This is a genomic window from Mycobacterium sp. UM_Kg1 (assembly GCF_000972925.1).
Classification (GTDB): domain Bacteria; phylum Actinomycetota; class Actinomycetes; order Mycobacteriales; family Mycobacteriaceae; genus Mycobacterium; species Mycobacterium hiberniae.
Map to the genome: position 1 here is coordinate 1 of NZ_JRMK01000047.1, position 20,947 is coordinate 20,947.

The 20,947-nt window shown below is 70.6% G+C and carries 19 protein-coding genes; 6 read left to right on the forward strand and 13 right to left on the reverse strand.

Annotation, left to right across the window (positions count from 1 at the left end):
- Together LI92_RS09575 and ligA are read right to left on the reverse strand one after the other, a co-directional pair.
- A partial coding sequence (locus LI92_RS09575; protein ID WP_046318335.1) for a hypothetical protein occupies window positions 1–290 on the reverse strand: 290 nt, incomplete at its 3' end.
- Between the two features lie 151 nt (window positions 291–441).
- Window positions 442–2,517: an NAD-dependent DNA ligase LigA gene (gene ligA / locus LI92_RS09580; protein WP_046318336.1), complete on the reverse strand. Its 2,076-nt coding sequence runs from the start codon at window positions 2,515–2,517 to the stop codon at window positions 442–444.
- Between the two features lie 33 nt (window positions 2,518–2,550).
- Here ligA and LI92_RS09585 point away from each other — a divergent pair, with 33 nt between their 5' ends.
- A complete protein-coding gene (locus LI92_RS09585) occupies window positions 2,551–2,946 on the forward strand; it encodes an MmcQ/YjbR family DNA-binding protein (protein WP_046318337.1) in 396 nt (131 codons plus the stop codon).
- 36 nt (window positions 2,947–2,982) lie between these two features.
- Here the strand turns inward: LI92_RS09585 and LI92_RS09590 are convergent, their stop codons facing one another.
- Window positions 2,983–3,996: a uroporphyrinogen decarboxylase/cobalamine-independent methonine synthase family protein gene (locus LI92_RS09590; protein WP_046318338.1), complete on the reverse strand. Its 1,014-nt coding sequence runs from the start codon at window positions 3,994–3,996 to the stop codon at window positions 2,983–2,985.
- A 56-nt stretch (window positions 3,997–4,052) separates the two neighbouring features.
- Between LI92_RS09590 and LI92_RS09595 the strand changes: the two genes are divergently transcribed.
- Complete coding sequence (locus LI92_RS09595) at window positions 4,053–4,682, forward strand: sensor domain-containing protein (RefSeq protein ID WP_046318339.1); 630 nt, start codon at window positions 4,053–4,055, stop codon at window positions 4,680–4,682.
- A gap of 36 nt (window positions 4,683–4,718) precedes the next feature.
- On the opposite strand, the gene mnmA is transcribed toward LI92_RS09595, so the two are convergent.
- The 9 genes from mnmA to LI92_RS09640 form a co-directional block, all read right to left on the reverse strand.
- A complete protein-coding gene (gene mnmA, locus LI92_RS09600; RefSeq protein WP_046318340.1) occupies window positions 4,719–5,795 on the reverse strand; it encodes a tRNA 2-thiouridine(34) synthase MnmA in 1,077 nt (358 codons plus the stop codon).
- On the reverse strand, window positions 5,792–6,976 hold the full coding sequence (locus tag LI92_RS09605; RefSeq protein ID WP_046318355.1) for a cysteine desulfurase family protein: 1,185 nt from the start codon (window positions 6,974–6,976) through the stop codon (window positions 5,792–5,794). Before LI92_RS09605 ends, mnmA begins: the two co-directional genes overlap by 4 nt.
- 62 nt (window positions 6,977–7,038) lie before the next feature.
- Window positions 7,039–7,854 (reverse strand): lysophospholipid acyltransferase family protein, encoded by an 816-nt coding sequence (locus LI92_RS09610; protein ID WP_046318341.1) that lies wholly within the window; start codon window positions 7,852–7,854, stop codon window positions 7,039–7,041.
- Window positions 7,851–8,705 (reverse strand): GNAT family N-acetyltransferase, encoded by an 855-nt coding sequence (locus LI92_RS09615; protein ID WP_046318356.1) that lies wholly within the window; start codon window positions 8,703–8,705, stop codon window positions 7,851–7,853. The genes LI92_RS09610 and LI92_RS09615 overlap by 4 nt, the downstream gene beginning before the upstream one ends.
- Before the next feature lie 82 nt (window positions 8,706–8,787).
- Window positions 8,788–9,516 (reverse strand): SDR family NAD(P)-dependent oxidoreductase, encoded by a 729-nt coding sequence (locus tag LI92_RS09620; RefSeq protein WP_046318342.1) that lies wholly within the window; start codon window positions 9,514–9,516, stop codon window positions 8,788–8,790.
- On the reverse strand, window positions 9,513–10,256 hold the full coding sequence (locus LI92_RS09625; RefSeq protein WP_046318343.1) for an SDR family oxidoreductase: 744 nt from the start codon (window positions 10,254–10,256) through the stop codon (window positions 9,513–9,515). The genes LI92_RS09620 and LI92_RS09625 overlap by 4 nt, the downstream gene beginning before the upstream one ends.
- A 90-nt stretch (window positions 10,257–10,346) precedes the next feature.
- Entirely contained in the window at window positions 10,347–13,127 is a 2,781-nt protein-coding gene (locus LI92_RS09630; protein WP_286134981.1) for a helix-turn-helix transcriptional regulator, read from the reverse strand.
- 11 nt (window positions 13,128–13,138) lie between these two features.
- A complete protein-coding gene (locus LI92_RS09635) occupies window positions 13,139–14,095 on the reverse strand; it encodes an electron transfer flavoprotein subunit alpha/FixB family protein (RefSeq protein ID WP_046318344.1) in 957 nt (318 codons plus the stop codon).
- Window positions 14,096–14,133: 38 nt separating this feature from the next.
- Window positions 14,134–14,925 (reverse strand): electron transfer flavoprotein subunit beta/FixA family protein, encoded by a 792-nt coding sequence (locus LI92_RS09640; protein WP_046318345.1) that lies wholly within the window; start codon window positions 14,923–14,925, stop codon window positions 14,134–14,136.
- Window positions 14,926–15,120: 195 nt separating this feature from the next.
- Here LI92_RS09640 and LI92_RS09645 point away from each other — a divergent pair, with 195 nt between their 5' ends.
- From LI92_RS09645 to LI92_RS09655, 3 genes are all read left to right on the forward strand, one after another.
- Window positions 15,121–15,927, forward strand: a complete 807-nt coding sequence (locus LI92_RS09645; RefSeq protein ID WP_046318346.1) for a class I SAM-dependent methyltransferase — start codon at window positions 15,121–15,123, stop codon at window positions 15,925–15,927.
- A complete protein-coding gene (locus LI92_RS09650; RefSeq protein WP_046318347.1) occupies window positions 15,924–17,459 on the forward strand; it encodes a 1,4-alpha-glucan branching protein domain-containing protein in 1,536 nt (511 codons plus the stop codon). The genes LI92_RS09645 and LI92_RS09650 overlap by 4 nt, the downstream gene beginning before the upstream one ends.
- Window positions 17,460–17,559: 100 nt before the next feature.
- A complete protein-coding gene (locus LI92_RS09655; RefSeq protein ID WP_046318348.1) occupies window positions 17,560–18,804 on the forward strand; it encodes a glycosyltransferase family 4 protein in 1,245 nt (414 codons plus the stop codon).
- Window positions 18,805–18,834: 30 nt separating this feature from the next.
- Here LI92_RS09655 and LI92_RS09660 read toward each other — a convergent pair whose 3' ends face one another.
- On the reverse strand, window positions 18,835–19,872 hold the full coding sequence (locus LI92_RS09660) for an alpha/beta hydrolase (protein ID WP_286134983.1): 1,038 nt from the start codon (window positions 19,870–19,872) through the stop codon (window positions 18,835–18,837).
- 87 nt (window positions 19,873–19,959) lie between these two features.
- Between LI92_RS09660 and LI92_RS09665 the strand changes: the two genes are divergently transcribed.
- Window positions 19,960–20,937: an LLM class flavin-dependent oxidoreductase gene (locus LI92_RS09665; protein WP_046318359.1), complete on the forward strand. Its 978-nt coding sequence runs from the start codon at window positions 19,960–19,962 to the stop codon at window positions 20,935–20,937.
- Window positions 20,938–20,947 lie beyond the last annotated feature (10 nt).

Consider the following 20,947-nt stretch of genomic DNA (forward strand, 5'->3'; position numbering starts at 1 on the left):
AAGGTGCTCCACGCCGTGGCGTCGGTGAACGCATCCCAGTCGACGCCGCTGGTCGCCGCGTCCACAAACGGCGAGAACAGCTGGTCGAACACGTCCTCGATATCGGCCTGCGCGGTGGGTGCGGCGGCCAGCGGGAGCATGCCGAAGCTCAGAAACGTGCCAATCGCGACATTGACGCCGAGCATCCGCTTGCGGGTGTCACGCGCGGATCCGCGCGAACGGTAGGCGACGGGCGGCTGCTCGTCCACGCCGGTTCCCGGGCCCCGGAAGCCATTCTCGCCAGTGGTCATCGTGTCCCCGCTCATCCGGCCTGCACATCGATCCGAGAAGGCTGACAGGCCCCGCGTTCGCGGCCCCTCACCCAACGAACTGCAACATCGTGTTGCACTTAGCTGGGAGGCTGCCACACTTCACTGTCGCTGTCAATAAGCTGAGAACAACCTAATTTGATCCGGCAGACGGGCCCTCAGCCAGCAGGTTGACGAAACCGGCCTCGTCCAGGACGGGCACCCCGAGTTCGACGGCCTTGTCATACTTCGAGCCCGGTGCGTCGCCCGCCACGAGGTAAGCGGTCTTTTTCGACACCGAACCGGCCGCGCGGCCCCCGCGGGCGATGATCGCTTCCTTGGCCGCCTCCCGGGAGAACCCGGCCAGCGAGCCCGTCACCACAATGCTCAGCCCCTCCAGGGTGCGCGCAATGCTCTCGTCGCGTTCGTCGGCCATCCGCACCCCGGCGGCCCGCCACTTGTCGACGATCGCGCGATGCCAGTCGACGTCAAACCATTCCGTGACGGCGGCAGCGATGGTGGGACCCACTCCCTCGACGGCGGCCAATTGCTCGGTAGAGGCCGCCGTGATCGCATCCAGGCTGCCGAATTCGGTGGCCAGGGCCCGGGCCGCGGTCGGTCCGACGTGCCGAATCGACAACGCCACCAGCACCCGCCACAGGGGTTGGGATTTGGCCTTGTCGAGGTTGGCCAGCAGTTGCCGCCCGTTCTTGGACAGTGCACCGCCTTTGGTGGTGAACAAATCGGTACGCAGCAGGTCGTCTTCGGTGAGGGTGAACAGGTCGCCTTCGTCGGTGATGACACCGGCGCTCAACAACGCGGTCGCGGCTTCGTAGCCCAGGGCCTCGATGTCAAAAGCGCCACGGCCGGCGACGTGGAAGACCCGCTCGCGCAACTGCGCCGGGCAGGACCGGGCATTGGGACAGCGGATATCGACGTCGGCTTCCTTCGCCGGCGCGAGTAGCGTTCCGCATTCCGGGCAGTGGGTCGGCATGACGAATTCGCGCTCGTCGCCGTCGCGCAGCTCGACCACCGGCCCCAAAACCTCGGGAATCACGTCGCCGGCCTTGCGGATCACCACGGTGTCGCCGATGAGCACACCCTTGCGCTTGACTTCCGAGGCGTTGTGCAAGGTGGCGAGGCTGACGGTGGAGCCGGCGACCTTGACCGGGGTCATGTAGGCGAACGGGGTGACCCGCCCGGTGCGCCCGACACTCACCCGAATGTCGAGCAGCGTGGTCTGTGCCTCCTCGGGCGGGTATTTGTAGGCGACGGCCCAGCGCGGCACCCGGGAGGTGGCCCCGAGGCGGCGCTGCAGTGCCCGGTCGTCGACTTTGACCACCACACCGTCGATTTCGTGTTCGACGTCGTGGCGATGTTCGCCCCAGTAGCGGATGCGCTCAGCCACCGCCTCCATACCCTCGACGCGGGCGGTGTGCGACGAGACCGGCAGCCCCCAGGCCTTCATGGCGGTATAGGCGCCGTGCAGCGTGTCGGGGTTGAACCCCTCTGCGTAGCCCAGGCCGTGGCACACCATCCGCAGGTTGCGCCGGGCGGTGACCGCCGGGTTCTTCTGCCGCAGTGATCCGGCCGCGCTGTTGCGCGGGTTGGCGAAAGGCGGCTTGCCCTCGGCGACCAGCCCGGCGTTGAGGGTCTCGAAGTCCTCGAGCCGGAAGTACACCTCGCCCCGTACCTCCAGCACGGCCGGGATGGGGAATTCCGGGTGTTCGGTGAGGAATTCGGGGATGTCGGCAATGGTGCGCGCGTTGAGCGTCACGTCCTCGCCGACCCTGCCGTCACCACGGGTGGCGCCGCTGCTCAAGCGACCGTTGCGATAGACCAGCCCGAGGGCCACGCCGTCGACCTTGAGCTCGCACAGATAGGTGGTGTCGCCGCCGATCTCTGCGCTGACCCGTCCCGCCCAGGCGGTCAGCTCGTCGGGCGAGAACACATCCTCCAGGGACAGCATCCGGTCCAGGTGCTCGGCCGGAGCGAAATCCGTGGTGAAACCCGCGCCGCCGACCAGCTGGGTCGGCGAGTCGGCGGTGCGCAGCTCCGGGTAGGCATCCTCCAGTGCGAGCAGTCGGTTGAACAGCTCGTCGAAGGCGGCGTCGGTGATGATCGGCGCGTCCTTGACGTAGTAGCGGAACTGGTGTTCGCGTACCTCTTCGGCCAGGTCGTGCCACTGCCGCCGGAGTTCCGGGGTCACGCTGTCGGCCTGTGGACTCACCCCCGCAGGTTATCTGCTGGCTACCCTGGCGACATGCCACACCCGATCATGTTCGCCGACGATGACCCCGGCCTGGCAGAGCTGCGCAGCATCGCGCTGGGCTTTCCCGAAGCGTTCGAGAAGGTCTCCTGGGGCCGCCCGGTGTTCTGCGCGCCGAAGATGTTCGCGATCTACGGGGGCTCCAGCAAGACCACCGGCACGGTCATGGCTTATCCGCACGCGCTGCTGGTCAAGATCGACGAGTCGGAGCGGCGGGCGCTGGAGCAGGACCGGCGATTCTTCTTTCCGATGTACCTGGGTCCGTTCGGCTGGCTGGGACTGGATCTCGACGCCGCCGCAGTGGACTGGGACGAAGTCCGCGAGCTGGTCGACGCCTCGTTTCGGCTGATCGCGCCGCAGCGGTTGATCCGGTGTCTGGACGGGTCCTGACCGCGACATGCGCCCAGCGGTTCGGGCAGGGGCGAGTTATATGGCGTCGAGGTCGTCGTTGAGCGCCTCGCCCACCCTGCGCACCAGCCCGACCGCGGTGCGCGCCCACGCCGCGCCGGCGCCGGCCAGGCCGCAGACCGGGCTGACTCCGACCCGCTCGGCCAGTGTCGAGCGGCCGAATCCGATCCGGTCGGTGATCGCCGCCACCGCCGACGCCAGTTCCTCCACGGCGGGCAGTCGCGCCGGGGCGAGCGCAGGCACCACCCCCATCACCACTGTGCGGCCGGAGTCGATGAATGCACCGATCTGGTCGTAGTCGCTGGATTCCAACGCGGTGCAGTCCAGCGCCAGCGCCGTAATCGCGCTGCGCTGCAATACATTCCATGCGATATCGGGTGCGCAACTGTGCACCAGCACGTCCGATTGGAGGGCTGCTGCGCAGCCGTCGAGCAGCGTGGTGGCCACCGCTTCCTCAATGGGGGGCACCGGGGTCAGCGCGGTGACCCCGGCCAGCCGGCCGGCGACCGCTGCGGTCAGGGACGGCTCATCGAGCTGGACGAATACCTCGGTGTCGAGCCGGCGGACCAGATCCGCCCGGTGCGCCGCCAGCCCCTCGGCCAACGATGCGGCCAGATCCCGAACCGCGCCGGGGTCGGTGACCGCACGGTGGCCGTTGGCCAGCTCCAGCTGCGCCGCCAGGGTCAGCGGACCGGCTGCCTGAACCTTGACGGGGTGCCCGCTGCCGCGCAGCCCGGCGATCTCCCAGGCCTCTTCGAGGGCATCGATGTCCTCGCCCAGCAGGCTCACCGCACGCCGGCTCGCCGCGCCGGGGCGCGCCACCAGCCGATAACCGCGGGGCGCGGTATCCAGGGCGATGTCGACCAGCAGCGCGCCGGTCCGGCCGATCATGTCGGCGCCGACACCGCGGTCCGGCAGCTCGACCAGGTGTGCCAGGCCGCCGCCCAGCTCCCCGACCACCACCTCGGCCGCCGCACGCGCCGAGGTGCCCGGCCACGACCCCAGTCCGGTACCGGTGGCGAAAGCACTCACTGGGCAACCGTATTGAAGGGCAGTGGCCCGGTCCACGGCGGGCTAGCCTTGACGGGGTGAAGACCGCGCGGTGGTTGCCGTTGTGCGCCGTTGCCGCCGTGCTGGTCGGCTGTACCCGGCTGGTGACCGGGACGGCGCTGCCCCCGCTGCCCCTGCCGACCGTCGAGGGCTCGGTGGACCTGAACCGGATCCTGCTCGACACGCCCCGGATCAGGGCACTCGTCGGCGTCGACGAGCAACTGACGGTCATTCCCACCATGGATTCGCGCACCCCGACCGACCTCGAGGGATTCGCCGCGGCCCTGCCTCCGCCGTGCCGGTTCATCTTCAACGAGACCGAGGTGTTCGGGTCCGCGCCGACCCGCTTCCACAAGACCACCTACCAATATCCGCCCCGGGCCGCGCTGCTCTCCGAGGGCGCGGCCGTCTACCCCGACGCCGAATCGGCCCGGCACGCTCTCGACGATCTGGTCACCACGGTCGCCGAGTGCGCCGAGAGTTCGGCCGGGCCGGGCTTGGTCAGAAACTGGGACACCGACGGGCAGACCCTGCGAACCGGCGCCGGAGACTGCGGTCGGACCTACCGGATCAAGTCGGTGGTCTTGTTGGAGGTCACCTACTGCGGCTTTACGGAGTCCGACGCCGAACTGGTGGTGACCAACATGGCCTCCGGCATCCCGGGCTGACCTGCTGCCGGCGTGCGCGGGCGCCCATGCCTGCTGCTATCGGCTGGTGTCGGTGATGGTGGCGCTGGCGATCACCTCGTCGCCCGCGGGGTCTGGGCGATAGCAGGCCAGCGTCTGGCCGCGCGCGACACCGCGCAGCGGCTCGCGCAGCCGCACCCGCAGGTCGTCGCCGACCAGTTCGGCGACCGCGCCGACGGCGGAGCCGTGGGAGCGCACCTGTACCTCGCATTCGACGGGCCCGTCCCACGGCTGTCCGGCGGTGAACACCGGCGCCCGGCCGGTCAACTCCACCACGTCCAGATCTTCGGCGGACCCCACGGTGACGGTTCCGGTCGCGGCGTCGATGCCGGTGACGTAGCGCGGCAGGCCGTCCGGCCCCGGCCCGGCGATGCCCAGGCCCTTGCGCTGGCCGATGGTGAAGCCGTGCACGCCGTCGTGTTCGGCCAGCACCGATCCCCGGGTGTCCACCACCGCGCCGGGCCGCACACCGATGTGGCCGCCCAGAAAGGTGCGGGTGTCGCCGGTCGGAATGAAGCAGATGTCATGGCTGTCGGGCTTGCTCGCCACCGCCAGTCCGCGCTCGGCGGCTTCGGCCCGAATCTGCGGCTTGGGAGTGTCCCCGATGGGAAAGGCCGCGTGCCGGAGTTGTTCGGCGCTCAGCACCGCCAGCACATAAGACTGGTCCTTGTCGGGATCCACCGCGCGCCGCAGCCGACCGTTGTCGAGCCGGGCGTAGTGACCGGTGGCCACCATGTCGAAACCGAGCGCGAGCGCCCGGGCGGCCACCGCGGAGAACTTGATCTTCTCGTTGCATCGCACACAGGGGTTGGGGGTCTCGCCGCGGGCGTAGGAGTCGACGAAGTCGTCGATCACCTCGTCTTGGAACTGTTCGGAGAAATCCCAGACATAGAACGGGATTCCCAGGACATCGGCGACCCTGCGGGCGTCGTCGGAGTCTTCGCGCGAGCAGCAGCCTCGGGAACCCGTGCGCAGGGTGCCGGGGTTGCGCGACAGGGCCAGATGCACGCCGACCACCTCATGCCCGGCATCGACCATGCGCGCCGCCGCCACCGAGGAGTCCACCCCGCCGCTCATCGCGGCGACCACTTTCATCGGGGCGCTCCGCTGGCCGCGAGCATCGCCTGGCGGGCCCGCTCCACCGCGCCCGGCAGCACCGCCAGCACGGCGTCCACATCGCCGTCGACGCTGGTGTGCCCCAGCGACAGTCGCAACGATCCGCGGGCGGCCACCGGGTCGGCGCCCATAGCGGTCAGCACGTGCGACGGCTGCGGGACTCCCGCGGTGCACGCCGATCCGGTGGAGCATTCGATGCCGTTGGCGTCCAGCAACATCAGCAGGGAGTCTCCTTCGCAGCCGGCGAAGGTGAAGTGCGCGTTGCCGGGCAGCCGGTGGCTCCGGGATCCGTTGAGGCGGGTGTTGTCGATGCGGGCGAGCACCCCGTCGATGAGCCGATCACGCAACGCGGCAAGCCGCGACGCGGTGGCCTCCAGCGAGCCGACAGCCACCTCAAGCGCCGCCGTCATGCCAACCGCTCCTGCGACATCGGGCGTGCCAGAACGGATGTCGCGCTCCTGTCCCCCGCCGTGTGTCAACGGGACGCAGCTCACGTCACGACGGATCAGCAATGCGCCGGTCCCACACGGTCCGCCGAACTTGTGGGCCGTCAGACTCAGGGCGGCCAAGCCGCTGGCACCGAAATCGACCGGAAGCTGCCCGACGGCCTGCACCGCGTCAGAGTGCATCGGCACCCCGAACTCGCCTGCGACCGCTGCCAGTTCGGCAATCGGCAGCACCGTTCCGACTTCGTTGTTGGCCCACATCACCGATACCAGGGCGACGTCGTCGGCCCCACCGGCGGCCAGTTCGGCACGCAGCGCATCCGGCGACACCGACCCGTCGGCATCAGTGGGCAACCAGGTGATCTCGGCGCCTTCGTGCTCGGCGAGCCACCCGACCGAATCCAGCACCGCGTGGTGCTCTACCTCGGTGGTGATGATGCGGCACCGACGGGCGTCGGCATCGCGACGGGCCCAGTAGATGCCCTTGACGGCCAGGTTGTCGCCGTCGGTGCCGCCGCCGGTGAACACCACCTCCGACGGGCGTGCGCCCAGCCGTGCGGCGACCGATTCGCGGGACTCCTCCATCCGGCGTCGCGCTGCGCGGCCCGCCGCGTGCAGCGAGGAGGCGTTTCCCACCGTTGCCAGCGCAGCTGTCATCGCCTCGATGGCTTGCGGATGCATCGGGGTGGTGGCGGCGTGATCCAGATAGACCATGACCTGGCCAGGATACCGGGCACCAGCAGCCGGCCCGGCGCTGCGGCGGGCGGCCGCGCCGTTCAGCACACGACGTGGGTTCGCCGGCGGTGCCGCACCGGCCAGTCCACCGCCGCCTGGCAGCGGGCGGCCAGCTCACGCCGGTCGGTGCCCGGCAGTTGCAGGGCGGCGACGTGCACGCGGGCGACGGTGCGCCGTGCGGTGATCAACCGGAGCATCGAGGCCAGCAGGGTGTCGTCGCCGACGAAGGCCGGCACAGTCGACGACGAGCCGTCGCGATGGTGGTAGCTCAGCTGCAGGGGCTGTACGGGCCGGGCCGCGTCGACGGCGGCCTGGAACATCGCCGGATAGAACCGGCCATGGGAGCGCCCGCACCAGGTGGTGCCCTCGGGGAAGGCCACCACCGTGCGCCCGGCGCGCAGCCGGGCCGCGACCGCGGCGACCGCCACCGGTAACCGGCGCAGGTTGTCGCGCTCGATGGGGATGATTCGCATCAGCTGTGCCAGCGTCCCGATTCCGGGCCAGCCGATCAGGTCGGCGCGCGCGACGAAGTTCCCCGGCGACACCGCACCGATCACGAACACGTCCAGCCACGACACGTGCGGACTGACCACCAATATCCCGCGCAGGTTGCGTACCGGCCCACCGGTCGTGGTCACCCGCACCCCGAAGCAGCGCAACACCAACCGGCAGCAGCCCCGCTGCAGCCGGGCCCGCCCGGGGACCGGCAGCGCCAACAGCGGCAGCAGCGGCACCAGCAGCACCGCCAGCACCAGCCGCAGTGCCACCACCGCCCCTGCGCGCCGCTCGCCCGCGCGGACGCACCGCGGCGTGCAGACCGCCCGGGGTTCCCAGGCGTTTCCGGCCGGCGGGTTCACGCCGGGACGGCCGCGTCGGCCCCGGATACCACCGATGCGGCGGCCACCGACCTCAGTCGCCGCAGGTACCGGATGTCGGCGTCGGTGCGGCGCAGCAGGGCCGGAAAGTCACCGACCCCGAAGGCCGGGTCGTGGGCCGGCTCACCGCAGATGCGCGCCCCCAGGCGCAGGTAGCCGCGCAGCAGCGGGGGCAGGGTCGGGCGCGCCGGCGGCGCAATCTCGTCGAGGCTCTTGCCGTCGACCGTCACCGGCCGATACGGGGTGAGCCGGTAGGCGCAGGCGTGCCGCCGCCGAACGACGTCGCGCACACCGCGGATCGCAGAGCCGGGGACGCCTTCGCCGCACACCGGAACCGAGACGCAACCGGTGATGTAGTCGTACTGGTAGCGGTCCAGGTAGGCCAGGATCCCGGCCCACATCAGCAGCACCACCGCGCCGCTGCGGTGGCCCGGCCGGACTACCGCGCGCCCCATCTCGACCAGGGAGGGCCGTAGCGGGTCCAGCGCTGAGATATCGAATTCCATTGCGCTGTAAAGGCCTCCAGCGGCGATCGCCCGGGTGGGCGGAAGCATCCGGTAGCAGCCCACGAGCTCACCGGAGTCCTCGTCGCGCACCAGCAGGTGGTCGCAGTACTCGTCGAAGCGGTCGGCGTCGCGGCCAGGGTGGGGCTGCCCGGAATCGCTCAGACAGAAGCCGGGCTCGGTGCTGAACACCTCGTAGCGCAGCCGCTGCGCGGCGTCGATCATGTCGGGATCGGTGGACAACAGCAGCGAGTAACGCGGGCTGTCGATACCAGTGGAAGGGGAATCGGTTGCGGGTTGGGGGGCGATGAGAACAGAACCAGTGCTCACACCGGCCACGGTCGCCCAGCCAAGCTGCGACCAGGCAATCACCGCATGACATCTCGATGCACGCTTGGTGACGAATTGTGCGTCAGGCGGCGACTCCCCCGCCGTCGGCATGAAGTGTCGATCCGGTGATAAAGCTCGACCGCGGCGAGGCGAGGAACAGCACGGCTTCGGCGATCTCCGCAGCGCGTGCGGTGCGCCCCAGGGGCAGCGCCCGCCCCAGTTCGTCGTTGACGTCGCCCCACTGCGCGGCGACCCCCTCGGTGGCGGTGGGCCCCGGCGCAACGCTGTTGACCCGCACGCCGTGCGGGCCGAACTCGGCGGCCCAGGTGCGGGTCAGGGACTCCAACGCGGCTTTGGAGGCGCTGTAGCTCGACGCACCGGGCACGCCCTTGTGGGCGACCATGCTGGTGACGTTGACGATGCTGCCGCGCCCACGGCGCAACATTCCCGGCGCCAGCGCGGCGACCAGGAAATAGGCGCCGCGCACGTTGGTGTCGAACGTCGCGGTGAACGATGCCACGTCCTGCTCCACGGTCAGCGCGCCGGGAAAGCTGGCGGCGTTGTTCACCACGATGTCGATGACGTCGCCGCATTCGCGCGCCAGGGATGCCACCGAGTCGAGGTCGGAGAGATCGGCGGCCACGAATCGCGCCGCGCCGGCGAGTTCTTCCACCGCGGCGGCCCCACGAGCAGCCGAACGGCCGGTGATGATCACCTGGGCGCCCTCGCGCGCCAGCAGCCGCGCGGACTCCAGGCCGATGCCGGAGGTCCCGCCGGTCACCAGCGCCGTCTGCCCCGCCAGGCCGCTCACTGGGCCGCCTGCCAGTCGACCAGCCGGGTGGGGGCCAGGGTAGCGCCATCGCCGGCGACCAGGCCGGTGTCACCGACCTTGGTGCCGAAGTAGACCGCGGACGCGTCGACCACGATCGGGAGCTTTTCGCCGCGGTGGTCTAAGACGAGGGCGGCCAGCTCGGCGAAGGTGAATTTCTCGGGGCCGCCGATGTCGATGATCCCGTCCCTGGGCGCGCCTTGCGCGGCCCGGGCCACTTCGGCAGCCACGTCGGCACCGGCGATCGGCTGGATCAGGCCTTCGGGCGCCCGGATCTCGCCGTCCACGGTGAACGAGGCGACGATGCCGTCGGCGAACTCGTGGAACTGGGTGGCGCGAACGACGGTGTAGGGCAACCCGGACTCGGCGACGAGGCGTTCCTGGGCGACCTTGGCGCGCATGTAGCCGCTGTCGGGGAGGCCGTCGCAGTTGACGATGGACAGCACGACGTAGTGTCCGACGTCGGCCGCGGTGGCCGCACCGACCAGGTTGGTGGTGGAGGTGGTGAAGAACTCCAACACCGGGCCGTCGGCGTAGTCCGGTGAGTTCAGCACGTCCACCAGCACGTCGGCGCCCGACAAGGCCTCGGCGAGGCCGTCTCCGGTGAGTACGTCCACCCCGCTGCTGCGGGCCGCGGCCACCGTCTCGTGCCCGGCGGCGCGCAGCAGTTCGACGACTTTGGCGCCGATCTGCCCGCTGGCGCCCATCACAGTGATCTTCATCCCCACCACACCCTCTCCCGTACGGTTCGATACCTCGACCCTGGCACCGTGGGACGGGTCGGGGAACCCCGGAAAGTCCGTAGTCTGCGCTCAGCGATGCGTGGCGGTGTCTCGCAGTTCCCGGCGTGAGCGGATGCCCAGCTTCGCGAAGACCTTGCGCAGATGCCATTCGACGGTGTGCGCACTGATGAACAGCTGCGCGGCGATCTCGACGTTGGTCAGGCCCGCAGCCGCCAGGTCGGCGATCTGACGTTCCTGCGGCGTCAGGACCTCTCCGGCGGTCGCAGTCCGGGGGCCGGCCTTGTACCCCAGCGCAAGCAGTTCGCGTCGGCTGCGCTGCGCGAAGGCCTGAGCACCGAAACCGCTGAACATATCGTGGGCGATCCGCAGCGCAGTGCGAGCGTCGGTGCGCCGCTTCTCCCGGCGAAGCCATTCCCCGTACAGCAGGTGCGCGCGGGCCAGGTCCACGGCGATCCGGGTGCGCCCCAGCCGCTCGACGGCCTCGCGATAGTGCTCCTCGGCGGTCGGCCCGTCATGCAGCAGCGCGCACGAGCGGGCCAGCACGCCCAGCCCCCAGTCCGTTCCGCTGACCGTGGCGCGGTCCTGCAGCTGCGCCAGGGCCTGGGCCGCCAGCTCCGGCTCGCCCGCCCGGACTCCCGCCTCCACCAGCTCGGCCAGGTTCATCCCGTAAAGGCCCAGATCTTCGTATTCCAGGGCATGACGCAGCTTCTCGCACGCCGGCCGATAGCGGCCCAGCCCGTTGTAGAGCACCGCGGACGCGTAGCCGATCAGCGCGACGATCCGGCCCTCCCCGCGCGCCGCCCCGCTGCGCGCCGCAGCCTCGATCAGCGCGGTGGCCTCCGCCTCGACACCCGTCCAGGCGGCCAGCACCAGCGCGTGATAGCGCACCGGCGTCTGGCCGGCGGCCGCCGAAAGGGCCTCGGCGTCGGCGATCAGTGCCCGCGCGGCGGCGAACTCACCGGCCAGCACATGCACGCCGGCCCGGGTGGCCAAGGCGGTGGGCAGCATCGCCAGTGCGCCGGTGTCGGTGGCCACGCGCACGGCGTCGGTGGCGATCCGATACCAGGAGTCGTCATCCCACAAGTCGTGCACCGCGGCTTCGTAGCCGACCGGAAACGCCTGCCAGGACCAGGTTTGCGGGGTCAGCGCAGCCACCGCCGCCTGCAGCGGTGCACGGCCTGCCTGGACGCCCGCGCTGATTCTGGTGGTCAGGGCCCGCAACAACAGATCGGCGGGCCGGTGCGGGAGATTCTGCGATCCGGCGGCCAGCGCCGCCGCGGTGTGCCCGCGTACGTGGTCGCCGAAAGCCCGGCCGGCGTACATCGCCGCGCTGACCGCCTCCAGGAGGGCCTGCTGGGCCATCTCCGCGTCCAGTGACTCCAAATGACTTGCCGCCCTGAAGAATTGATGCACCGAGTCCAGAATGGTGGGAGCGTGCCCGCTGCCCCGGCCCCGGGTGAACGCCAGTTGCGCGCGCATCCGCGCCAGCCGTGCACTGTGCAGCTCGTCCAGCGGTGCCAGTTCGGCGACGGCCAGCAGTTCGCCGGCGACATCGAATTCGGCCACCGCGATCTTGGCTTCGGCGGCATCCAGGGCGCGGGAGCCGCGCCGCAGCGGGTCCGGGGTGAGTTCGGCGGCGCGGGCCAGGAAGGCCGCCGCCGCGGCCGCGCCGCCGCGCAGCGCGGCACGGTCGGCGCAGCGGCCCAGCTCCACGGCGACCGCTTCGTCGGGGCCGGCTGCCGCAAGGGCGCGATGCCAGGCCCGCCGGTCGGGGTCGCGCTCGGGGTCGGTGGCCTGCGCCAGCGCGCGGTGGGCGTCTCGGCGGTCCTGCAGGCTGGCCGCACGGTAGATCGCCGAGCGCACCAAGGGATGCCGGAACCGCACCCGCGCGCCCACTTCGATCAGGCCGGCTTCCTCGGCCGGGGCCATGGCCGTGGCAGCCAGGCCCAGCGCCCGGGCGGCCGCCGGCAGCAGGGTGGCGTCCCCCAGCGGTTCGGCGGCGGCGATCAACATCAGCCGTTGGGCGTCGTGGGGCAGCGCGCGAATCCGCGCCAGATAGTGGGTTTCGATCTGCCCGGCCACCGGCACCACGTCCGGGCGGTAGTACCCGCCGGCCAGCTCGGCGGCAGACAGTCCCCGGGGTAGTTCCACCAGCGCCAGCGGGTTGCCGTGCGTCTCGGCGACCATGCGTTCGGCGACCCGGGCGTCGATCCGGCCCGGCAGCGCTGATTCCAGCAGCGCACGGGCGTCGGGGTCGGCCAGGCCGCGCAACATCAGCTTGCGCAGCCCGGTCAGACCCTCGACGGGCTCCCGCAACGCGCATACCAGCACCACGGGTTCGGCCAGCAGCCGGCGCGCCACGAAGCCCAGCGCCTGCACCGAGACGCGGTCGAGCCACTGGGCGTCGTCGACCAGGCACAGCAGCGGCTTGCGGCCGGCGGCTCCGGCGAGCAGCCCCAGCACCGCGAGCCCCACCAGGAACCGGTCCGGCGCGGGCCCACTGCTGGTGCCGAAGGCGATGGCCAGCGCCTCGCGCTGCGGTTCGGGCAGCAGGCCGGCCTGGTCGATCAGCGGGGCACACAGCTGCTGCAGCCCGGCGAACGCCAGCTCCATGTCGGACTCCACCCCGGCGGCCCGGATCACCTGGAAATCCGTCGCGGCGCCGGCCAGGTAGTCCATCAGGGCGGTCTTGCCGATCCCGGCCTCGCCCCGCAGGACCAGCACCTGGCTACGGCCGGCGCGCGCGGCACCGAGCAGCTCGCGCAGCTGCCGGCATTGGGCGTCGCGCCCTCGCAGAAACGGCGAAGCCCCCGACACGCCAGGCGTGCGGGGGCTTTGCCGACTGCTCACACAGAGGAAATCTAACCCTTTCGGGCCTTGACCGCCTCGGTCAGCTGCGGAGCGACCTTGAACAGGTCGCCGACGATGCCGAAGTCGGCGATCTCGAAGATCGGCGCTTCCTCGTCCTTGTTGACCACGACGATGGTCTTGGACGTCTGCATACCGGCCCGGTGCTGGATGGCACCGGAGATCCCCAGGGCGATGTAGAGCTGCGGCGAAACCGTCTTACCGGTCTGACCGATCTGGAACTGACCCGGGTAGTAGCCCGAGTCGACCGCGGCACGCGAGGCGCCGACGGCGGCACCGAGCGAGTCGGCCAGCTCCTCGACCACCGAGAAGCTCTCCGCGCTGCCCACACCGCGGCCACCGGCGACCACGATGGGGGCCTCGGTGAGCTCCGGCCGGTCACCGGCCACGGCGGGCTCCCGCGAGGGGATCTTGGTGGCGTTCTCGGCCGGCGCGGGAACCTCGACGTTGACCTGCTCGCCCGCACCGTCGGCCGGCACCGGCTCGACGGCACCCGCCCGCACGGTGATGACCGGGAGCTCGCCGGTGGGCTCGGCGTCGACGGTGTAGGCACCACCGAAGATCGAGTGCACCACCTTGGCGCCGGGCTTGACGTCGACCACGTCGACCAGCAGAGCCGAACCGATCCGGGCCGCCAGCCGTCCGCCGACCTCCTTGCCCTCGGCGTTGGCGGCGATCAGCACCGCCGCGGGGGCGGCCGACTCCGCGAGCCCGGCGAGCACGTCGACGATCGGGGTGACCAGGTAGCCAGACACCACGTCGGACTCGGCGACGTAGATCTTGGCGGCTCCAGCCGCCTTCAGGCCGTCCACCAGGGGGGCGGCGGTGCCGGGGGCACCGACGACGACGGCAGACGGTTCGCCGAGCTCACGCGCGGCGGTGATCAGTTCGGAGCTGACCTTCTTCAGCGCTCCATCAGCGTGCTCGACGAGCACAAGTACTTCAGCCATGTCTATTTCTTCCGTCTTCTTCCAGGTCCGGGGAGCGCTTAGATGATCTTCTGGCCGACCAGGTACTCGGCGATCTTGCTGCCGCCGTCGCCCTCGTCGGTCACCTTCTCGCCGGCGGTCTTCGGCGGCTTCGGGGTCGAAGCGGTCACCTTGCAACCGGCGTTGGCCAGACCGACCTCGTCGGCTTCGACGCCGATCTCGGCCAGGGTGAGCACGGTGACTTCCTTCTTCTTGGCGGCCATGATGCCCTTGAAGGAGGGGAAGCGCGGCTCGTTGATCTTCTCGTTGACGCTCACCACGGCCGGCAGCGTTGCCTCCAGGGTGAACACGCCGTCGTCGGTCTCCCGCTCGCCGGTGATCTTGCCGCCCTCGACGGTCAGCTTGCGCAGGTGGGTCAGCTGGGGCAGGCCCAGGTACTCGGCGATGATCGCCGGAACCGCGCCACCGGCGCCGTCGGTCGACTCGTTGCCGGCGATCACCAGCTCCGTGCCCTCGATGGCACCCAGGGCACGCGCCAGCGCCCAGCCGGTCTGGATGACGTCGGAACCCTTCAGACCGTCGTCGAGGATGTGCACAGCCTTGTCGGCACCCATCGACAGCGCCTTACGGATCGCCTCGGTAGCCCGCTCGGGGCCGGCCGTCAGGACCGTGACCGTGCCTTCGGCGCCTTCGGCCTCCCGGATCTGCAACGCCTCTTCGACGGCGCGCTCGTTGATCTCGTCGAGTACGGCGTCGGCAGCCTCACGGTCCAGCGTGAAGTCACCGTCGCTGAGTTTGCGCTCCGACCAGGTGTCTGGGACCTGTTTGATCAGGACCACGATGTTCGTCATGAGTGTGGTTCGTCCTCCTCGAAGGGGTCCTGCGGCGGGCCACAAGACTTCGGTAGCGATTCACGCAGCCGCACGAGAAATGTTACTCACCGGTAACTTAATGCGGTTCGCGTGTACAGCGTAGCGGGTCGTGATAATGCCAGTGCGGGGTAGCCGGTTCGCAGACCGCGCCCTTCGCGTTAGCCTGCCTGTGCGATGAAATCTACGAATCCCGCCGGGGACCCCACCGAGACGCCGCCCGGCGCCGCCACGCTGACGCTGACCGGGGAGCGCACCATCCCCGGACTCGACGTCGAGAACTACTGGTTCCGGCGACACGAGGTGGTCTACCGGCAGCTGGCAGCGCGCTGCAGCGGTCGCGACGTCCTCGAGGCCGGCTGCGGTGAAGGTTACGGCGCCGACCTGATCGCCGATGTCGCACAACGGGTGATCGGCCTCGACTACGACGACGCGGCGGTGGCCCACGTACAGGCGCGCTACCCGCGGGTGGAGGCCGTCCAGGGGAATCTGGCCGAGTTGCCGCTGCCTGATGCCGCCGTGGATGTCGTGGTCAACTTCCAGGTCATCGAGCACCTGTGGGATCAGGCGCAGTTCGTCGCCGAATGCGCCCGGGTGTTGCGTCCCGGCGGCCTGCTGATGATCTCCACCCCCAACCGGATCACCTTCTCCCCCGGCCGCGACACCCCGATCAATCCCTTCCACACCCGCGAACTCAACGCCGCCGAGCTGACCGAGCTGCTGCGCGACGGCGGATTCGCCATCGAGGGCATGTTCGGCGTCTTCCATGGGCCGGCGCTGCAGCGCATGGACGCCCGGCACGGCGGTTCGATCATCGACGCCCAGATCGCCCGGGCAGTCGCCGACGCGCCCTGGCCGCCGGAACTGCTGGCCGACGTCGCCGCAGTCACCAGCGACGACTTCGACATGCTCGATGCCGCGGACCGCGACAGCCCGGATATCGATGACAGCCTGGATCTGGTGGCGATCGCGGTGCGCCCGTGAGCGAGGAATCACCCGGCTCAGTTCCGGGCCTGTTCACCCTGGTGCTGCACACCCATCTGCCCTGGCTGGCACACCACGGCCGCTGGCCGGTCGGCGAAGAATGGCTCTACCAGTCCTGGTCGGCGGCGTACCTGCCGTTGATCCGGGTGCTGCGGACCCTGGCCGCCGAAGGCCGGCGCAACCTCCTGACGCTCGGCGTGACACCGGTGGTCGCCGCCCAGCTCGACGATCCCTACTGCCTGGACGGAATGCACCACTGGCTGGCGAATTGGCAGCTGCGCGCCACCCAGGCCACCACCCTGCCCGACATCCGCCCCTTCGGGCTGCGGGAATCCGCCGCCGCCGAGCAGGCCCTCGAGGAGTTCGGGTTGCTGTGGCGCCACGGTGCCAGCCCGTTGTTTCGCGAGTTGGCGCAGGCCGAAACGGTGGAATTGCTCGGCGGTCCGCTCGCCCACCCGTTCCAGCCGCTGCTGGCGCCCCGGCTGCGCCAGTTCGCACTGCGGGAGGGCCTGGCCGACGCCCAGGCGCGGCTGGCCCATACGCCCACCGGCATCTGGGCTCCGGAGTGCGCCTACACCCCCGGCTTGGAGACCGAGTACGCGGCTGCCGGTGTCACGCACTTCATGGTCGACGGCCCGTCGCTGCACGGCGACACCACGCTGGGCCGGCCGGTGGGCGACTCCAGCGTGATCGCGTTCGGCCGTGACCTGTCGGTCAGCTACCGGGTGTGGTCGCCGAAGTCCGGCTATCCCGGGCATGAGGCCTACCGCGATTTCCACACCTATGACCACCGCACCGGGCTGAAGCCGTCCCGCGTGACGGGCCGCAACGTCGCGCCCGAGCAGAAGGCACCGTATGACCCGCAGCGCGCCGACGCCGCGATCGACGCCCACGTCGCCGACTTCGTCTCGGTGGTCCGCAAGCGGCTGCAGGCGGAGTCGCAACGGATCGGGCGCCCGGCGCATGTGGTCGCGGCCTTCGACACCGAACTGTTCGGCCACTGGTGGTATGAGGGACCGACCTGGCTGGGCCGGGTGCTGCGGGCCCTGCCGGAAGCGGGGATCCGCGTCGGCACCCTCTCGGACGCGATCAGCGCCGGCTTCGTCGGTCAGCCGGTGGAGCTGCCGCCCAGTTCGTGGGGCTCGGGCAAGGATTGGCGGGTGTGGGCCGGCGAGAAGGTCGCCGACCTGGTGCAGCTCAACGCCGAGGTGACCGAGACCGCCCTGGGCGCCGTCGACAAGGCCCTGGCACAGTCGGCGACGCCGTCTGGTCCCACTCCGCGTGACCGGGTCGCCGACCAGATCCTGCGTGAGGCCCTGCTGACGGTGTCCAGCGACTGGCCGTTCATGGTCAGCAAGGACTCCGCGGCCGACTACGCCCGCAACCGCGCGCAGTTGCATGCGCACGCCACCCGGGAGATCGCCGACGCTCTGGCCGGCGGGCACCGGGACACCGCCGCCCGCCTGGCCGACAGCTGGAATCGGGCCGACGGCCTGTTCGGCGCCCTCGATGCCCGTAGGCTGCCACGGTGAGCCCCCGCGCCACCTACGGCGCGCGCATCTGCGCGCGCCCGAAACGCCGGGACTACGACCGCCGTTGCCTCCGCCCGACCCATAAGAACGGACCCGCCACGTGAAGATCCTGATGGTGTCGTGGGAATACCCGCCGGTGGTGATCGGCGGACTGGGTCGCCATGTTCATCACCTGTCGACCGCGCTGGCCGCAGCCGGACACGACGTGGTCGTGCTGTGCCGGCGCCCCGACGGCACCGACCCGAGCACGCACCCGTCCTCTGATGAGATCAGCGAGGGTGTGCGGGTGGTTGCCGCCGCGCAGGACCCCCACGAGTTCTCCTTCGGCACCGACATGATGGCCTGGACGCTGGCGATGGGCCATTCGATGGTCCGCCCCGGGCTGGCGCTGAAGATCGATGGCGGCCAAAGCGTGTGGCGTCCCGATCTGGTGCACGCCCACGACTGGCTGGTGGCACATCCGGCGATCACCCTCGCCGAGTTCTATGACGTGCCGCTGGTTTCCACCATCCATGCCACGGAGGCCGGACGGCACTCCGGCTGGGTGTCGGGAGCGTTGAGCCGCCAGGTGCACGCGGTGGAGTCGTGGCTGGTCCGCGAATCCGATTCGCTGATCACCTGTTCGGCGTCGATGCGCGATGAGATCACCGACCTGTTCGGTCCCGGGCTCGCCGAGACCACCGTGATCCGTAATGGAATCGACGCCGCGCGTTGGCCTTTCGCCCAACGACAGCCGCGCAGCGCCCCCCCCGAGCTGTTGTTCGTCGGGCGTCTCGAATACGAGAAGGGCGTCCACGACATCATCGCGGCCCTGCCCCGGATCCGGCGCGCTCACCCGGGCACCACGTTGACCGTCGCGGGCGACGGCACCCAGCAGGACTGGCTGGTCGAGTGCGCCCGAAAGAACCGGGTGCTCAAGGCAACCCGGTTCATCGGCCGGGTCGACCATGACGATTTGCTGAAGCTGCTGCATCGGGCCGATGTGGCCACGCTGCCCAGCCACTACGAGCCGTTCGGCCTGGCGGCACTCGAGGCCGCCGCCGCCGGCACTCCGCTGGTGGTGGCCGACGTCGGCGGACTGGGCGAGGCGGTGATCGACGGCGAGACCGGCGTGTCCTGCCCGCCGCGCGACGTGCCGGCCCTGGCCGCCGCGGTGTGCCGCGTGCTCGATGACCCCGCGGCCGCTCAACGTCGCGCCGTGGCGGCCCGGGAACGGCTCAGCTCCGACTTCGACTGGCACACCGTCGCCGAGGAGACGGCCCAGGTGTACCTGGCGGCCAAGCGCCGCGAGCGCGAGCCGCAGCCCCGCCGGCCGATCATCGAACACGCGCTGCCCGACCGCTAGACCGTCGGCGTCACGGGCGGTGTCCCGCGACTACAGCGAACCCAGATACCTCAGCCGATGCGCGACAACGCGTTTCGACACGTCGGCATCGGGCGCCAGCAGGTCGAACGCGTGGGGGCAGCCGGGGTAGACATGCAATTCGACTCCGACGCCCGCGGCCAGCAACCGGTGGGCGAAGGCGATGTCCTCGGCGGCGAAGATGTCCAGCCCGCCGACATCGATGTAGGTCGGCGGTAGGCCGCCCAGCTCGTCCGCACGGGCCGGTGCGGCATAGCCGTCGGCGGCGCGCTCGCCCAGCAGCGCCGCCCAGCCCGTGGCGTTGTCCTGGTAGCTCCAGGTGCACAGGGCCGGGCCCGGCGCGCCGCCATCCCGGTTCCGGTCGTCGAGCATCGGGTAGATCAACAGCTGGGCGGCGATCGCCGGTCCGCCCCGGTCCCGGGCCAGCATGCTCACACCCGCGGCCAGTCCGCCGCCCGCGCTGTCGCCCATCACCGCCAGCCGGGCCGGGTCGACGCCCAGCTCGCGGGCGTGCTCGCGCAGCCAGCACAGTGCCGCGTAGCAGTCCTGCAGCGGAGTCGGATGCGGGAACTCCGGGGCGACGCGGTAATCCGCCACCAGCATCGGCACTCCGGAGGCAGCGACATAGCCGCGCACCGCCGCGTCGTACAACGCACCCACATGCGCCCAGTCCAGGATCATCCCGCCGCCGTGCAGATACAGCACCGCGCTGCCGGGTCCGGCCGTACCGGCCCTGCGATACCAGCGCAAGGCAAGCCTGTCGGTCCCGCTGCCGCACGAGAACTCGTCGACCTCAACGCCGGTGACCGGCGGCCGCCTGGCCAGCACCTGGCGGAACGTGTGACCCGCGCTTGCCCGGCGCGTCACGACGTCGCCCACCGCGGGCTGCGGCGCGCCGGCGGCGCCGTCTCGCGTCGCCAGCAGCGCGGCGGCCACCTGGGGGTCGGCTGCGCCGGGCAAAACCGTTCTGCTCGGCGGCGATTGGGCTGCCCACGTCGCACCTGCCGTCAGTGCGCCGACACCGCGGGGCTGCCACACCGGTCCGGTCACAGGCCCTAGGCTAACCGCGGGGCACCGCGTTGATCCCCGATTGATCGTTTCGTTGTGCCCGCACCCCAGGAGGTGACCGCTCAGCCCATGCCGCTACTGAGTGCACTGCGCCTGAACATGACCAACGTTCCCGGTGCCGGCAATGCCGAACGCTACCGGGCGGCGCTGGACATGGCCGCCTACGCCGACGCCAACGGAGTGACCGCGATCGGTTGCGAAGAACATCATCTGGCCGCCACCGGCTGGCTGCCCGCGCCGCTGATGATGGCCGCCGCCGTCGCCGGGGCCACCCGCAACATCCGCATCAGCGTCAACGCGCTGTTGGTGCCGCTCTACCATCCGGTCCGCCTTGCCGAAGACATTGCGGTACTGGATCACCTGTCCGCGGGCCGGGTCAGCTACGTCGCCGGTATCGGTTACCGGCGGGCGGAGTACCACGCCGTCGGGGAGGACTTCCGGCGACGCGGCCGGCTGATGGACGAATGCCTTGAGGTGCTGCTCAAGGCTTGGGGCGACCAGCCTTTCGACTACCAGGGCCACCTGGTGGACGTGACGCCCAAGCCCTACACCAAGCCCCATCCCGTGTTGTTTCTCGGTGGGATGAGCGCCGCGGCCGCCCGCCGCGCCGCCCGGTTCGGCTTGCCGTTCTCCCCGCCCATGCCGATGCCCCAGATCGAGGCGGTGTATCGGGATGAACTGGCACGCTTGGGCAAACAGGGGTTTGTATTCAGTCCCGAGAACGGCAACACCGTGACGCATCTGACCACCGACCCGGAGTCGGCGTGGGCCCGGTGCGGCAGATACTTCCTGCACGAGACGACCGAGTACAGCTCCTGGGCGGTGCCGGACGTGCCGCGTCCCAACGAGAGCCCGGCCGCCACCCTCGATGAGCTGCGCGCGTCGGCCAAGGTGGAGGTGCTGACCCCCGAACAGCTCATCGCGCAGTGTCGCGCGGGCCGGACCGGGGTGACCGTGCATCCGCTGATCGGCGGGCTGCCCCTGGAGGAGGGCTGGGAGAGCCTGCGACTGCTGGCCGAACAGGTGCTGCCGGCACTGCAGCCGTAGATCGCCGCAG